This window comes from Bacillus sp. TE9106W (assembly GCF_054062215.1).
Window position 1 is genome coordinate 1 of sequence record NZ_JBSSFA010000004.1, and the last position, 14773, is coordinate 14773.

At 34.4% G+C, this 14773-nt stretch carries 17 protein-coding genes; 5 read left to right on the forward strand and 12 right to left on the reverse strand.

Features of this window, described 5'->3' with window-relative positions; all coding sequences use genetic code 11:
• Window positions 1–151: 151 nt before the first annotated feature.
• The gene (locus tag ACVWY7_RS09005) at window positions 152–658 is read right to left on the reverse strand and encodes a CcdC family protein (RefSeq protein WP_001028639.1); all 507 of its coding nucleotides are present in this window, start codon (window positions 656–658) and stop codon (window positions 152–154) included.
• A gap of 90 nt (window positions 659–748) precedes the next feature.
• Complete coding sequence (ccdA, locus tag ACVWY7_RS09010; RefSeq protein ID WP_001152684.1) at window positions 749–1456, reverse strand: cytochrome c-type biogenesis protein CcdA; 708 nt, start codon at window positions 1454–1456, stop codon at window positions 749–751.
• A 491-nt stretch (window positions 1457–1947) separates the two neighbouring features.
• Between ccdA and ACVWY7_RS09015 the strand changes: the two genes are divergently transcribed.
• Window positions 1948–2856, forward strand: coding sequence for an EamA family transporter (locus ACVWY7_RS09015; RefSeq protein WP_000947030.1), 909 nt, complete (start codon window positions 1948–1950; stop codon window positions 2854–2856).
• Between the two features lie 87 nt (window positions 2857–2943).
• Complete coding sequence (locus ACVWY7_RS09020) at window positions 2944–4089, forward strand: M20 peptidase aminoacylase family protein (RefSeq protein ID WP_078985258.1); 1146 nt, start codon at window positions 2944–2946, stop codon at window positions 4087–4089.
• A 35-nt stretch (window positions 4090–4124) separates the two neighbouring features.
• Here the strand turns inward: ACVWY7_RS09020 and ACVWY7_RS09025 are convergent, their stop codons facing one another.
• The 4 genes from ACVWY7_RS09025 to alsR all read right to left on the reverse strand — a co-directional run bounded on the left by ACVWY7_RS09025 (window position 4125) and on the right by alsR (window position 7775).
• Window positions 4125–5069 carry an ABC transporter permease gene (locus tag ACVWY7_RS09025; protein ID WP_456523759.1) on the reverse strand — a complete coding sequence of 315 codons (945 nt, stop codon included), beginning with the start codon at window positions 5067–5069 and terminating at the stop codon, window positions 4125–4127.
• Window positions 5062–5973 (reverse strand): ABC transporter ATP-binding protein, encoded by a 912-nt coding sequence (locus ACVWY7_RS09030; RefSeq protein WP_000180642.1) that lies wholly within the window; start codon window positions 5971–5973, stop codon window positions 5062–5064. The genes ACVWY7_RS09025 and ACVWY7_RS09030 overlap by 8 nt, the downstream gene beginning before the upstream one ends.
• Window positions 5974–6063: 90 nt before the next feature.
• On the reverse strand, window positions 6064–6639 hold the full coding sequence (locus ACVWY7_RS09035) for a hypothetical protein (RefSeq protein WP_000050636.1): 576 nt from the start codon (window positions 6637–6639) through the stop codon (window positions 6064–6066).
• 230 nt (window positions 6640–6869) lie between these two features.
• Window positions 6870–7775 carry an acetoin biosynthesis transcriptional regulator AlsR gene (gene alsR / locus ACVWY7_RS09040; protein ID WP_000423226.1) on the reverse strand — a complete coding sequence of 302 codons (906 nt, stop codon included), beginning with the start codon at window positions 7773–7775 and terminating at the stop codon, window positions 6870–6872.
• A gap of 152 nt (window positions 7776–7927) precedes the next feature.
• Here alsR and ACVWY7_RS09045 point away from each other — a divergent pair, with 152 nt between their 5' ends.
• Window positions 7928–8293 carry a CidA/LrgA family holin-like protein gene (locus ACVWY7_RS09045; RefSeq protein ID WP_000872364.1) on the forward strand — a complete coding sequence of 122 codons (366 nt, stop codon included), beginning with the start codon at window positions 7928–7930 and terminating at the stop codon, window positions 8291–8293.
• Window positions 8290–8967 carry an LrgB family protein gene (locus ACVWY7_RS09050; RefSeq protein WP_000578959.1) on the forward strand — a complete coding sequence of 226 codons (678 nt, stop codon included), beginning with the start codon at window positions 8290–8292 and terminating at the stop codon, window positions 8965–8967. Before ACVWY7_RS09045 ends, ACVWY7_RS09050 begins: the two co-directional genes overlap by 4 nt.
• A gap of 12 nt (window positions 8968–8979) precedes the next feature.
• Here the strand turns inward: ACVWY7_RS09050 and ACVWY7_RS09055 are convergent, their stop codons facing one another.
• A complete protein-coding gene (locus ACVWY7_RS09055) occupies window positions 8980–9393 on the reverse strand; it encodes an NUDIX hydrolase (RefSeq protein WP_000442969.1) in 414 nt (137 codons plus the stop codon).
• Between the two features lie 141 nt (window positions 9394–9534).
• Between ACVWY7_RS09055 and ACVWY7_RS09060 the strand changes: the two genes are divergently transcribed.
• The gene (locus tag ACVWY7_RS09060; RefSeq protein ID WP_000624205.1) at window positions 9535–9735 is read left to right on the forward strand and encodes a DUF3903 domain-containing protein; all 201 of its coding nucleotides are present in this window, start codon (window positions 9535–9537) and stop codon (window positions 9733–9735) included.
• Window positions 9736–10050: 315 nt separating this feature from the next.
• Here ACVWY7_RS09060 and ACVWY7_RS09065 read toward each other — a convergent pair whose 3' ends face one another.
• From ACVWY7_RS09065 to ACVWY7_RS09085, 5 genes are all read right to left on the reverse strand, one after another.
• Window positions 10051–10806, reverse strand: a complete 756-nt coding sequence (locus tag ACVWY7_RS09065) for a sulfite exporter TauE/SafE family protein (protein WP_000974677.1) — start codon at window positions 10804–10806, stop codon at window positions 10051–10053.
• A 108-nt stretch (window positions 10807–10914) separates the two neighbouring features.
• On the reverse strand, window positions 10915–11061 hold the full coding sequence (locus ACVWY7_RS09070) for a BC1881 family protein (protein WP_000644411.1): 147 nt from the start codon (window positions 11059–11061) through the stop codon (window positions 10915–10917).
• A 164-nt stretch (window positions 11062–11225) separates the two neighbouring features.
• The gene (locus ACVWY7_RS09075) at window positions 11226–12953 is read right to left on the reverse strand and encodes an S-layer homology domain-containing protein (protein WP_033669439.1); all 1728 of its coding nucleotides are present in this window, start codon (window positions 12951–12953) and stop codon (window positions 11226–11228) included.
• Window positions 12954–13168: 215 nt separating this feature from the next.
• Window positions 13169–13735 carry a hypothetical protein gene (locus tag ACVWY7_RS09080; RefSeq protein ID WP_080000821.1) on the reverse strand — a complete coding sequence of 189 codons (567 nt, stop codon included), beginning with the start codon at window positions 13733–13735 and terminating at the stop codon, window positions 13169–13171.
• A 6-nt stretch (window positions 13736–13741) separates the two neighbouring features.
• Window positions 13742–14761: a nuclease-related domain-containing protein gene (locus ACVWY7_RS09085; protein WP_000386804.1), complete on the reverse strand. Its 1020-nt coding sequence runs from the start codon at window positions 14759–14761 to the stop codon at window positions 13742–13744.
• Between the last annotated feature and the right edge of the window lie 12 nt (window positions 14762–14773).

Here is a 14773-nt window from a genome sequence, read left to right on the forward strand (position 1 = left end):
TCTCCACCAGTTGCCTGTCAGCTACTAGGCGACTTGGCTCTTACCTAGGCTGGACTTTCACCAGCAAGCAGTGCCCAGCTTAGCTGGGCACGCTAGATAAAAAGACAGCGTCAAAAAAACGCTGTCTTTTTATCTTATACATATACAGTTTTTAAGTTAGTTTCATATCTTTTTCATTATAAAAACCGTCTTCTTTTTCCATTTCCTTCTGTAATTTCGTAAAGGAACGGTACATCGCAATTCTCCATGATACAATCATCGCGAATGCAAGTAAGAAGAACATGCCACTAAGTTGTCCTAAATCAAGAGATTGACTTAAGTATGTTTTAAATACAATCCGCACGACAAGTAATCCAATTAAAATAAAAACAAATGCTTTGGAACGCTTCAAATAAATCTCTTGTCCTCTAATTTCAAATTTAGATGTTTTAATAAGAAAAATGGAGAAAAACAAACCGACGCCAATTGCTTCTAACATTTCTGCTGGAGTTAATCGAAATTCTGGAAAAACATACATCAATGCCCCCGTGCTCATAAAGAATGGCGGAAGTATAATTTTTTTCAATGTTGCAGGTTTCTTAGCTGCTTTTAAACGAATAAACATCGCACCAACAGCCATACAAACAGCAACGATACTGGATAAAACAACTATGTTCATATTTTCTCATCCTTTTTTGTGGCTATATGCAAAATATACTTTCATTATATGCTTTTCCGTTAGTATTTCCAACATTTTCACAGAATAATACTAAAAACCAGTAAATCCACCAAATAAACTTGAGAAATATACGATAATTTTCGTCATCCAGTTAAAATATAGGAAGATACCCATGACAATCATAACGTATCCCCCGATTTTCATGAACTTCATACTATTTCTTTTAATCCAAGACATTTTCGTAATAAAGAATGATAGCACGAAGAACGGAATAGCGAATCCAAGTATATATGCAATCATATAAATCATTGCTGATTCTGGATTTGTTGCTGCTAATCCGATTACAGACACTAAAATAGGTCCTGTACAAGGCGTCCACCCTGCAGCAAATGCCAACCCAATTAAAACAGATCCAAAATAACCACTCGGACGATTTTTAAACGTAAATTTACGATCTTGCATTAAAAACTTCGGCTTAAACACACCGACAATAATAAGACCGAACACGATGATAAATATACCACCTAACTGTCTAATTAAATCTTTATAATTTGTAAAGATGCCTCCAATAAAACTTGTACCAAATCCAATTGCAATAAATATAATTGAAAATCCAAGTAAGAAAAACGCTGTATGTATCATACTTCTTTTGCGAAGCATTGCATTTTCTTCTTTCAGCTCAGAAACCGACATACCTGTTATATATGATAGAAATGCCGGATAAAGCGGCAAGCAACATGGGGAAATAAATGATAAAAACCCGGCGCCAAACGCTAAAAAAATACTAATATCTTGCATTGTTCCACTCCACTCCTCTCCTTACATATTGTAGCAAAAACACGTAAAAATACTATGAACAATTCGTGAAATCACTTTTCCAACGTGATAATAAGAAAAACTACCCTTTCACGCTTTTTCTAAAAAAACGTTTTCAGTTCCTTCTATTATATAGAAAAATCTCAATTAAACTACAAAACCTCTCTAATGTTATTAACATAACAAAGGTAACATAGTTTCTCAAATGATTAGCATATTATTCGTATGTCTATATACGTATTGATTAAAAAATATTTTTTTCAAATGCTGTCTTTATACAATAGAAAGCTGATTTTACAATACTTCTATTATTACTAATTTCAAGATTATGCATAAATATCATACTTTTATTATTATTCTATAAAATGTCACACTTTTCTTTTATTTGACCCTTCATTTTTAATTTTGTATACTTCCCTCTAGTTATATATGTCCGTTATGGAACAATTTCATATGGATGGGAGGAATTTTTCATGCTTCGTTATTCTCTTTTAGTTTTATTAGGAGCGTGTAGTTATGGGATTTTAGCTATTTTCGTTAAACTTGCATATGCAGAAGGATTTTCACTTGGAGAGGTAATTGGCAGCCAATATTTGTTCGGTTGGATTATTTTGCTTGCTATTACACTTCTATTTTCTAGACATCGTGTTCCATTAAAACAAGCATTAATTTTATTCGTTGCAGGTACATCTGCAAGTTTCACTGGAATTTTTTATTATGCTTCATTAAAAACTGTACCAGCATCTATTGCAATTATACTTTTATTTCAATTCGTTTGGGTCGGAATTATTATTGAAGCAGTCGCAACAAAAACATTACCTTCAAGAGAAAAGGTTATTTCCGTTATTTTCTTACTTGCAGGTACATTTTTATCAAGTGGTTTACTAGAAAAATCAGCAGGTGATTTCGATACGACTGGAATTATACTAGGTCTATTATCTGCTGTTACATTTGCAACATACATTTTTGTGAGCGGAAAAGTTGCTGTTGAAGTACCTTCATTACCACGTGGTGTTCTCTTAATGGCTGGCGCTTTAACTTTAGTAATGATCGTATTCCCTCCAACATTTATTTTTAACGGTGCAATTTCTGAAGGTCTTTGGAAATACGGTTTAGGTTTAGGAACATTTAGTATCGTTATTCCTTCTATCGCCTTTACAATTGGTATTCCAAAGATTGGTTCTGGCTTAGCAACCATTCTTGGTGCAGCAGAACTACCCGTTACTACAATTATGTCTGTATTCGTTTTAAAAGAAGCGGTGCTCTCTTCACAATGGTTCGGTGTATCACTTATTTTAATCGGTATTGCAATCCCGCAAATTGCCTATGCAATGCGTGGACGTTATCGTAAACATCATACACACAAAAAATTGGCAGCATAAACGAGAGAGGATTTTCATTTGAGAATCCTCTCTTTTAATATTGTATACTTAATGTAAATACTTTATTTAAGAAAGAAGGCATTATACGTGGCTGCAAATCTAGAGCAATTAACTGAGACGCTAATTTCTATTCGTCGAAATTTACATGAGCATCCAGAACTATCATACGAAGAATTTGAAACGACGAAAGCTATAAAGAATTGGTTGGAAGAAAAAAACATTACGATTATACATTCTAATTTAGAAACAGGCGTTATTGCTGAAATTTCTGGAAATAGTAACGGACCACTTATAGCAATCCGTGCTGATATTGATGCCCTGCCTATTCAAGAGGAAACAAATTTGCCGTACGCTTCAAAAATTCACGGCAGGATGCATGCTTGCGGACATGATTTTCATACAGCTGCTATTATAGGGGCTGCTTATTTGCTAAAAGAAAAAGAATCTTCTCTTAGCGGAACTGTACGCTTTATATTCCAGCCAGCTGAAGAAAGTAGTAATGGTGCTTGCAAAGTAATTGAAGCCGGGCATTTACATGGCGTGCAAGCTATTTTCGGTATGCATAATAAACCTGATTTACCAGTCGGTACAATCGGTATTAAAGATGGTCCACTGATGGCTGGAGTTGATCGATTTGAAATTGAAATTCACGGAGTTGGTACACATGCAGCTGTACCAGATGCTGGGGTAGACCCTATTGTCGCATCTTCTCAAATTGTGATGGCACTACAAACAATTGTAAGCCGAAATATAAGTTCTTCACATAATGCCGTCGTTAGTGTCACAAACATCCACTCAGGAAATACGTGGAACGTTATTCCTGAAAAAGCAACGCTGGAAGGAACTGTACGTACATTTCAAAATGAAACACGTGAAAAGATTCCTGCGCTAATGAAACGTATTATTCAAGGGGTTTCTGATGCATTAGGTGTAAAAACAGAATTTCGTTTTTATGCAGGTCCTCCTGCTGTTCATAACGATACATCTCTAACAAACTTATCGACTCAAGTTGCAGAAACTATGAATTTAAATATCGTCTCTCCTACCCCGTCAATGGCCGGAGAAGATTTTTCTTTTTATCAACAAAAAATACCTGGTTCCTTCGTCTTTATGGGAACAAGTGGTACACACGAATGGCATCATCCCGCTTTTACAGTAGATGAGCGAGCATTACCTATAAGTGCAGAATACTTCGCTTTGTTAGCTGAAAAAGCACTTAAACACTTTGCATAAAAAGGAGCCGTTAAGAAATGCTTAACGGCTCCTTTTTATGTTAAATCACGTTTTAAAAATACTGTATAGGAAATGCTTAAAAATACAAATAAATATAGTAATAACATACATGATGCAAACGGGAATGTTACTCCATCAATAAAACTTCCATTCTTTGCAATACTGTATAAATCTGTGTTTGCTGGTAATAAATATTTCGCCCAATCATATCTAGTTGCTGCTAGTAATGCAATATTACCTGATAAAGCAAGAAATAGTGAAATACCAATCGCGCCTCCACTAGATCTTGTTAGCACAGAAATCATAAATGCAAACGCTGCGTACACAATTGTCGGCAACCACGATAAAATATAATACTTACTAGCTTCTACAAAAATATTTTGTTTTATAATATTTCCATCTTGGAAAATAAACTCGCTCCATGCAGGCTGCTGGAATTTATAAATAACAAGTCCACATAAAGTGGAGAAAATCATATTAAATATAAACAATAATGCTGCAAATATCACAATTGCTAAAAATTTAGCTGTCAAAATTTTAAAGCGGCTCGCTGGTCGTATCGTTAAAAATTTATATGTCCCCCAGCTGTATTCATTCGCAAAAATTGTACTTGCATACACGAGGATAAACGGGAGCAATATTGGAAATACGATAAAACCTGTATCTCTCATGAAAGAAAGCGGTGAACTACTTGCCGGTGCTGTATCTGTATCTAAATACTTCATCTTGAGCTGATATTCCTTGACAAGCTCGTCCCCAGATTGCTCTGCTAAAATAGCTTCTTTTTTCATGCCTAACTTTTTCTCAATTTCTACTGTTCGTTCTGTATAATCGGCTTTCCATCCTTTTGTTTCCGGCTCTAAATACTTTACCGTAACCCACCCTAATCCGATTATTAATACTGCAATAACTGCAAATGGAATAATCGTTCGTTTTCGCTTAAATATTTTATACAGTTCGTTATACACTAAATTAAACAATATCTTTTCCCCCTGTTAATTCTAAAAATTGCTCTTCTAACGTTTTTCTTTCTTCATATACACGATACACTTGAATATTTTTCTCAAGCAATGTACGAATAACATTTGGGATTTCTTCATCTTTTACATGAATAAGTAAATCATTACCTTTTATTAAGACATCTTGATCTAACATTTCTGCCGCTTTATTCGCATCATCTACACGTATACGGATTGTCTCCATCTCTTCACTTTGATTATGCTGAATATTTTGCGTCGCCACATACTCTCCGTGCTGAATAATGATAACTCTGTCACACATTAATTCAACTTCTGAAAGCAAATGACTAGATACAAGTACCGCTTTTCCTTGTTCATGTGCAATTTTCTTTATGTACATTCTCATTTCATGTATTCCACTAGGGTCTAATCCATTCGTTGGTTCATCTAATATCAATACATCGGGATCGTGAATAAGCGCTTGAGCAATTCCTAATCGTTGTCTCATACCGAGTGAATATGCTTTTACTTTGCGATCAATGACTTGTCCCATACCTAGCAGTTTCACTACTTCATCAATACGTTCTTCTGTCACATTACCATTCATGCGTCCGAAATATGTTAAATTCTCATAGCCACTCAAAAACGGATAAAATTCCGGTGTCTCAATTACTGCTCCAATTTTCGAGGCAGTACTTTCAAATTGCTGTTTAACAGATTGACCGTCAATCCAAACTTCGCCCTCTGTCATACGAATCATGCCGACCATCATTCTCATTAAAGTCGTTTTTCCAGCACCATTTGGTCCGAGCAAACCAACTACTTCACCTTTTTTAACTTCGAAACTAATATTTTCTACAAGTGTCTTTGAACCGATTCGCTTCGTTAATCGTTCAACCTTTACAATCGATTGTTCATTTGTCATTCTATACAACCTTTCCTTCCCATTCTTTGTCAGGTCTTTACACTGTAACATGATTATTTTTATGTGTAAAATAAGAAAAGGCATGATTTCTCATGCCTTTTCCTTGAAATGAAACGAATTTTTATCTTGTAAACTTTGAACAAATCGAAAACATTGCATCATCGATAACAGGACGATAACGATCATAATTATACTAACAACAACTATTGCATATATTGTAATCGGTGCACTATTTACACCTTGTATTCCTGCTATTTTCATAAAGATAATCGTAAATAACTTCAAAAATAACATCCCATTAACTAATCCAAAAATAAACGCTGCTCCATAAATAAATAATTGCTCCTGACACAATACACATAGTACATCATTTCTCTTCCTATTTTCTACTACATAAGATTTAATTTCCTCTTTCCTCACTTGCAGAAGAGAAAACGTTATTTTATATGTAGTAAAAATACATATAAAAATGAATACAATAAACAGCGTATAAAAGCACATATGAAATAAAAGTGTAGTCTCTAATTCCCCAATAGCTCCTTCATTAAATTGGAGCGATATCATAAAAAATAAAACCATAGTACTCATAGCAATCCACATAAATTGCTTCATCCTTTTGGTAGCAAATGTTCTTATATTTTTTCTCGCTAGCCGACATAAAGACATAAAATTCTTCCCCTACCTTATTACATACGCATTCTATACTACTAGTGTATAAAAATATGACATTTTAAACATCGCACTACAATCGGAATTTCCTCTAAGTCTTTAGTCCTAGAAAACAAAATGAACATGTTTATCTCTTTCGTATAGAACTAAAAAAAGAACACTAAAGCGGAAATGCAATATAATTACATTTCCGCTTTAGTGTTTAATGAGGTGTACTTTTTAATTACTTAATTAATCTCATCCTCAACTTCTATTCTTTTCTTCTCTCTTGCAATTTTTAAAAACTCTAAAAGCTCTGGATTGCTATTCATTTTTTTGTAAGCGACTGACATTTCTGCAACAAAATTAGAATCATATAACTCTTTATATACAACTTCTGTTTTATATAATTTATTTGCCGATACCGGTATTACTGTAATTCCAATCCCTGCTGCTACAAGTCCCATAACTGTTTGATATTCCGTTGCTTCTTGCACAATACGCGGGCTAAATCCAACTTCTCTACAAAGGGATAAAATTGTATCATACAAAGCTGGCCATACTGGTCTCGTAATAAATACAAACGGTTCATCCCGTAAATCTTCTATATGTATTTCATCTTTCTCTGCAAGTGGATGAGCCTTCGGTAAACATAAAGTACAAGATAGTTTTTGAATTGGCTCTAATTCTAATAATTGTGTTGGGATTGGTGGACGCAAAAATCCAATATCAATACGATTATCATGAAGTGCATGCACTTGATCTGGAGTAGATAATTCATGTAACGCAACAGATACCCTCGGAAATTTCTTTCTATACTCTCTTACGATAGATGGTAAAATATCATATATCGCCGCACCTACAAAACCAATTGAAAGTGAGCCCACTTCTCCCCTTTGGGCACTTTGTGCAATCTCTACAGCTTTTTCAATTTGTTCAAACGCTTTTTTTACTTCTTTCAAAAACATTTCTCCAGCTTCTGTTAATTCAACCTTTCTCTTCGTTCTTGAAAATAACATAACTCCCATTTCTTTTTCTAATTGCTGAATTTGTTGACTAAGCGGTGGTTGTGTCATTTGTAAACGAGCAGCTGCTCGTCCAAAGTGTAACTCCTCTGCCACTACAACAAAATATTGCAAATGCCGTAATTCCATTTTGGACACCCTTTTCCATTTCAATTAATACGTCTAATATATTAATAACATATAATTTATATATTAGACAAATTTTTCGAATGAACGTATAGTAGAAATTGTTAATTCTTTTTTACAATTTTTATGTAAAAAAAGAAAGAGGTGGTTACTGTATGAAATGGTGGAAATTAAGCGGACAAATTTTACTATTATTTTGTTTCGCTTGGACAGGTGAATGGATTGCAAAACAGGCACACCTCCCAGTTCCAGGAAGTATTATCGGTATTTTTTTATTATTAATTTCATTAAAATTTAACCTAGTGAAAAAAGAGTGGATACAGGACGGTGCAGACTTTTTATTAAAAGAACTTATTTTATTTTTCATTCCTTCTGCAGTCGCTGTCATACGCTACAAAGATACACTATCACAATATGGAATCGATCTCATCTTGATTATTATGATTAGTACACTTTGTGTCACTCTCGTTACAGGACTCTTAACAGAATTGCTACTAAAGCGGAAAGGATCCGTGCAATGATCGGCTTTCTTTGTTTACTATTAACACTATTCACATATTGGATATCGAAGAAAATGTATCAACGCTGGAATTGGAGCCTACTTTCTCCTCTTCTCGTCTGTCCTATTATTTTAATCGCTTTATTACTCGGACTAGACACATCTTATGAAACATATGAAACTGGAGGCCAATGGTTAACAGAATTATTAAAACCTGCAACAGTTGCTTTCGCATGGCCCATCTATAAATACTTTGATTTACTCAAGAAACATGGAATGGCTATTTTACTTAATGTCATTGTCGGTTCGTTTCTATCAGTTATTACTTCAGCACTACTAGCAAATTATTTTCAAATTGATTCATCGTTAGAACATAGTTTAGCACCTCATATTGTAACGACACCAATTGCAATGGCTATTTCAGAAATGATTGGTGGTATGTCACAATTAACAGCCGTATTTGTTGTTTTAACTGCGTTAACAGGAGCATTGCTGGGACCTTCTCTCATTCGTATATGCCGTATTAAAACAGCAATTGCAAAAGGTATTATGTTAGGAACGAGCGCAAATGGAACCGGTACATCAAAAGCATTCGAAATTGGTCCTGTAGAGGGAACGATTGCAAGTTTATCTATGCTTTTAACAGCAGGAGCTAGCTTAGTTATCGTTCCGCTTTTCTTATCGTGGATACATTAAAAAAGCAAGTGTTTAAACACTCGCTTTTTTATTTATGTATTTGTTTAAAATCTCATAATCCTCTGGGAATGATAGTGTTATTTGCTTTATTTCCTCTATCCCCTTCCAAGCAATTTCATGTATTAACTCATCAGGATCTTGGATTTTCATACTACCACCCATTTTTTTTACGACATAATAATGAACATTTACAGGCACCCCGTATGTAATCCCTTCTTTTTCGTATATTTTACTTACAACTTCCACATTGTAACCTGTTTCTTCCCAAACCTCTCGAATACAACATTCCTCTAGTGTTTCTCCTTTTTCAAGCCCTCCACTTGGGACGGACCACCTTTTTTCTTCACCCTTTTGTCCTTGCAATACCATTAAAACTTCATTTCTTTCATTTACACATACTGCTGCACAACCTATCCATCTTTCCATATACATCCCTCCCCTACTACTATTCGTCTCCTTTTTTATTTTCTCCTTGAAAAAAGAGGAAAAAAGGAAAACAATGACGAAAATTTACATCAACTTCATAGGCAGTTCCTTCTTAGAAATTAAAAACGGAAGGATGAAAGCATGATTTCTAAATATGTTGTGGAATGTGTCTTTTGTGAAGAAAATCGAAAACCTCGCCAAGCTATCGTCACAGTTCCTGCTACTACTCAGCTATTAGCTATTGAAAAAGTGCGTGCAGAATGTAAACGTCGTTTCGGAAAAGCTTTATTATTACAAACAGAAATTAAAGAAGAAATAGTTTTTGAACAAAAAGAAAGCTGACCATAAATTGGTCAGCTTTCATATCCGATCATATTTTCACATGAAGATTAGGGGCATCCTCTTTAAGGATCGGGATTTTCCCATTATGTACGTTCCATAATGGTCATCGAACAATATATTTCTATACAATTAAATATTGAATAGAATAGGGCAAAACTTGTTCGCATTTTTAGAAAAGGGATAGGGATATAATTCAAGTAGTACTTCGAATACTCGAACTTTACACTCATTATATTAAAACAAATCCTTTTATATGGGAAATATGAATTACTTACATAATTCATTCGTAAAACATATTAGTTTGCTATATTATTTTCATTCCATTAATAACATACATCCAGCGAAAACTGGTGTCATAATCATTGAAAACTTCAAAAGCATACGTGGTGCATAATTTGTAAACTTCGCACCGATATAAGCTCCTAACATCGTCCCAATTAATACTTGCAATAATAATATATAATCGAGATACCCTTCTGAACTATATCCTAACCCACCCCCAATCGCAATCGGCAATATAACAAGCATTGTTGTTCCTACAGATTGCTGAATCGTCAATCCTAATAGAACCATTAATCCAAGTTGAATAAATGGTGCAGAACCAATCCCGAATGAACCAGCCATCATTCCAGTGACTAACCCAAGACATATACATTTCATTATGTTTTCTTTCGAAATATCTTTGATTTTTACTAAACGTACTTCTTCCTCATTTTGAAATTTAATTAATTTAATACACATAAAAATCGCAGATACAAATAACATCCCAGCTGTAAACCAATGAAGAAGATACGGTGGTATAAGCGAGCCAATTTTGGAACCGATATAAGAACCAAATGCCCCACATCCACCAACAATCCCGCCTATAGTAAGTACTACATTTCCTTCACGATAATGACTTATAACCCCAGATAATGTCGTAAATGCCATAGCAGTTAAAGACGTTGCAAGTGCAACGTGAATAGGAATATGGAATACTAACGTGAGTATCGCGATAATAAACCCAGCTCCCCCAGCTCCAACAAATCCTAATAAAACTCCCATTACTAACATCGTTATAATAATTGCCACATACTCTCCCTCCAGTAATCCAATTATCCACCATCTTCTTCCTTGCATACAAATAAAAAGCACCCTGGAAGGATGCTTTTCGTACTTTTCTAAATTGATACTATGTACTTAATCTTGATTAATCAAAATAACCGCGGGGCCAGCAACTACTACTCCAGCTACTTCTATCTTTTCAAATTCCTTTACTGTAATAGATATAACGCCTTCCCTTTCCATCAATTCTTTACTCAGGACATCAGTCGGTATAGCTTTCACCGTCTTACCTCCTTTTCATTTATACAATATACAAAAAACAACTTAACGCATCTATATATATTCATCACCTCCACTTTCATTCCTTATTCCACTCAAAAACCTCCACTCCCTTCCGTGACATATTGAAAAATAAAAAAGCACTCGCAAAAGCGAATGCTTTTTTATTAATTACTTTCTATTACTTCTAACATTCTATTAATAAATGCTGCTGATTCTCCACGCGTTGCTGAACCTTTCGGCATAAATTCATTATTTTCATTTCCTTTTACAATGCCTAATCCATAAACACGTTGTACAGCTTGTTTATCATATGCTAAATCTTGATCCGAGAATGGCAGTGGAACTAAGTTACCTTTAATTTTTTTATATTGCAGTGCACGGTCAATCATGATAACAACTTCATCTCGTTTAATCGTATCATTTGGAGCAAATATCCCATTTCCTCTACCACTTATTATCCCGGCACTTGCTGCACGATTAATACCATCTATTAGCGATGGATGTGCTGTATTTAAGTCACTAAAATTCGATGACCCTTCAGGTAACTGCAATGATCTTGAAATGAAGTTCGCAAATTCACCACGTGTCACAAGACGCTCTGGCCAATAAGAACCTTTTCCATCTCCAACCATAATGCCGCGCTTATCTAATTCACGAATGTCTGCTTCGTACCAACCACCCGTTATATCATCTTTATGGTTTGCATCATAATAAACTTTTGTTCCTTGTAAGAATGGTTCCCAGCCATTATTTTTAATCATAATGGCTGGACAAATCTTCCCACTCCAAAATTGATGTTTTTTCACATTTTCTAAAGGAATATTTAATTCCCCCATTAAATAAGCTGCTAGTTTACGAGCATTTTCAACGGCTTTATTATAATCACCATCTTCGTTTACAGCAATTTCAATCGCAATTGATTCTCGATTTCCAGTTCCTTCTGCCCCATCTCCTGCATGCCAAGCATTTTCGTTTAATGGCAGGTGTTGATAAATCTCTTTATCATCTACTGTAAAATGCCACGACGCTGAACGATCTTCCGTTCCCGTTGCTTGGTTATATAAATATATCGCATGGTTTCTAGCATTTGCCCCCACACTGTAATTATCTGTCTCATGAATCGTAATATACTTCGGGTTCATCGCATAACCCGGACGAATATTTTCATTTCCTTTCGGTACAATCATTTCTTTTAAAGGTACACCATAAATATCCGTTGTCTTCTCTTCTATTGGTGCAGCATACATAGCTGCTGCATATTTTGTACGTATTGGTGCTGCGCCTTGTATAAGCGAAGCTTTTGTTCCTTCAAATTTTGCTGAAGGTGAATGAATCCATTTCATCTCATTATTTATTTTTACTTGGAACCATTCTCCAGCCTGTCCAATTGCTTGAATAGTTTGTGGCTCCAGTACATTTTCTTCTTTGTATGAAGCAAATGGTTCAGAGTATGTAGAGGTTTCTTCATTTACAATTAACTTCTCACTTAATAACGGGTGAATTTCTTTAACTTCTACATTCCCATCGCTATTTTGTATCCAACCAGTTCCCGATGAAGTTTGAACATAGTAAGCGTTTCCTTTTCTCTTCTCAGCTTTTACGACTTGATTCGAAATACGAACCCCTGTCTCTTTTTGAAAATTACTAGAATCGTATAAAGGTACCTCTTTCACTATATGTACAAGAAATTCACCTTGCACTTCATTTCTTACTCCTTTATCTTCTCCTCTACCATCTTCATCTTTCATATGGTTTTCAATACTTTTTAAAGCTTGTTCATCAGGTGAAACTGTAACCGTTTTGTCAAGTTCGTTAGCATAGGAATAATTTGGAATCGTTGCCATACTAAATACAATTGATGCAGCTAAAACATTATAAAAACCTTTTTTCATCATACTACTTAACACGCATATCATTAAATTCGTGTTAAATTTCCCCTCCTCAGCCAAAATATAGGTTATCTACTAAACTATTAAACAACATAACCATTTACAATATAACAGACTCATTCCAATTCGTATAGATAGGAATGACTACTATTTGCCTACATTTACTATATTGGAATATAAAAAAGAAGCTATAATATATAGCTTCTCTCTACGGTTCTTTAATCGGTATGCACCTTATATTCCAAAACTTTACCATCTCTATCAAATTGTAAAACAAGATGTTCACTATCTATGGGAATAAAGCCACGTTCAGTTCCAAGATAGTACACAACGCTAACCCCACCTTCCTCATTTCTCGTTTCAGTAGGAGCTCCTAACAATTTTGTAATATCTTCATTTGATTTCCCTATTAATTTATATTTTTGTATTAGATCATCTACCATATATACACGCTTATCTGCATGATTTAGCCATCTATTTTGATTAAACTTTGACGTATATCCATTCACCCCTAGTTGTACCGTGCACACTATTAATGGAATGAGTGCTACTATTAATACTCCCGACATTTGCTTCTTTTCTTCATTACGATTTTTAGCAACATATAAGATCGACTTTTGAATCATAACTAATAAAACAAATGGCATGACTATTATAAAAATGCTCGTTACACTTAATGACGTATGAGCCATACCAATAATAAACATAAAAGCAAGATACATGAGTATATACAAACAAAAATAAACATACAAAATACCCCTTAATATTGCACTCAGAAAGGCCACCCCTTTTTAATTCATTACATAATTCATTCGGTTAATGATTTCTCGAAGTTTTTCTAATTCTTGACTTGTATATATTACTTTCTCCGTTAACATTTCATTTCTGAAGAACGTTACAATTTGCTCTCTATCTTTTAATCTCGGCGTTTTTTCTTCAGAAAGATCTTGCACTTCTTTCCCATCCTCATTATAAAAATATACAATCGGTTTTATGTTTTCCTTTACAATATCAACTTGCATTTCTTTCAAACAATTATATAAAATATGAGATAGTTTCTTCGCTCTATACACTGGATTCCCTTCATTTTTCACTTGTATCGTTAATGAATCTTCACCTGTAATATATTCAAGCGTCTCTTCTTTCTCTACTTCTTGTTGATATTTGCCAATTTCATCAATCATAAATGAATATATACCGGCATTTTCTTTCGTTAAACCATGAATTAATTTCCCTGTCCATTCTTTCGTCTCAAGTAGATACATACCCGTTTTACTTAAGACAAGATGATGAATTCGAAAATCATTTCCTCCATGCTGATTTCTCATAAAAACATTTGGCATAATATGAAATTCATGATCTAGTATTATACCTTGCTCTACGAAACCACGCTTCATATAATGTAATGTTTCGTGCGTATTCACCTCAGCTCCATTTTTCGTATACGCTCGCAAATCTGAAATTAACTTTTGAAACATATGTATTTCGTTACTATGTTTTTCTTGCATTTCACTGCGTTCTTTACTATGCTGCATAGCTAATTGATTTTTCATCATACGCATATTTTCAAGTTCTCTAGCTGCACTTATTTGTAAATCCTTGTACTTCTTTTGCTCCATATTTTTCAATATATTTTGTTGTTCTTTATGCTCTGTAACCGTGGCTGCAATTTCATTTTCATACATTTCAATTGCTTGTTTCTTTTCAAATTCTACTTGCTGACTCTCTGATTCTAACTGTTTATTTTTATAAAACAGCACGAATACTGCAGCTAATAATAATAAAATCACACCTATTAGCACATAATCCATATTTTTTCTCCT

What these genes read in the sequence shown, in the direction of transcription:
- ACVWY7_RS09005 (WP_001028639.1), bottom strand. Translation starts at nt 658, where the DNA reads ATGAACATAGTTGTTTTATCCAGTATCGTTGCTGTTTGTATGGCTGTT.
- ccdA (WP_001152684.1), bottom strand. Translation starts at nt 1,456, where the DNA reads ATGCAAGATATTAGTATTTTTTTAGCGTTTGGCGCCGGGTTTTTATCA.
- ACVWY7_RS09015 (WP_000947030.1), top strand. Translation starts at nt 1,948, where the DNA reads ATGCTTCGTTATTCTCTTTTAGTTTTATTAGGAGCGTGTAGTTATGGG.
- ACVWY7_RS09030 (WP_000180642.1), bottom strand. Translation starts at nt 5,973, where the DNA reads ATGACAAATGAACAATCGATTGTAAAGGTTGAACGATTAACGAAGCGA.
- ACVWY7_RS09035 (WP_000050636.1), bottom strand. Translation starts at nt 6,639, where the DNA reads ATGTCTTTATGTCGGCTAGCGAGAAAAAATATAAGAACATTTGCTACC.
- alsR (WP_000423226.1), bottom strand. Translation starts at nt 7,775, where the DNA reads ATGGAATTACGGCATTTGCAATATTTTGTTGTAGTGGCAGAGGAGTTA.
- ACVWY7_RS09045 (WP_000872364.1), top strand. Translation starts at nt 7,928, where the DNA reads ATGAAATGGTGGAAATTAAGCGGACAAATTTTACTATTATTTTGTTTC.
- ACVWY7_RS09050 (WP_000578959.1), top strand. Translation starts at nt 8,290, where the DNA reads ATGATCGGCTTTCTTTGTTTACTATTAACACTATTCACATATTGGATA.
- ACVWY7_RS09055 (WP_000442969.1), bottom strand. Translation starts at nt 9,393, where the DNA reads ATGGAAAGATGGATAGGTTGTGCAGCAGTATGTGTAAATGAAAGAAAT.
- ACVWY7_RS09060 (WP_000624205.1), top strand. Translation starts at nt 9,535, where the DNA reads ATGATTTCTAAATATGTTGTGGAATGTGTCTTTTGTGAAGAAAATCGA.
- ACVWY7_RS09075 (WP_033669439.1), bottom strand. Translation starts at nt 12,953, where the DNA reads ATGAAAAAAGGTTTTTATAATGTTTTAGCTGCATCAATTGTATTTAGT.
- ACVWY7_RS09085 (WP_000386804.1), bottom strand. Translation starts at nt 14,761, where the DNA reads ATGGATTATGTGCTAATAGGTGTGATTTTATTATTATTAGCTGCAGTA.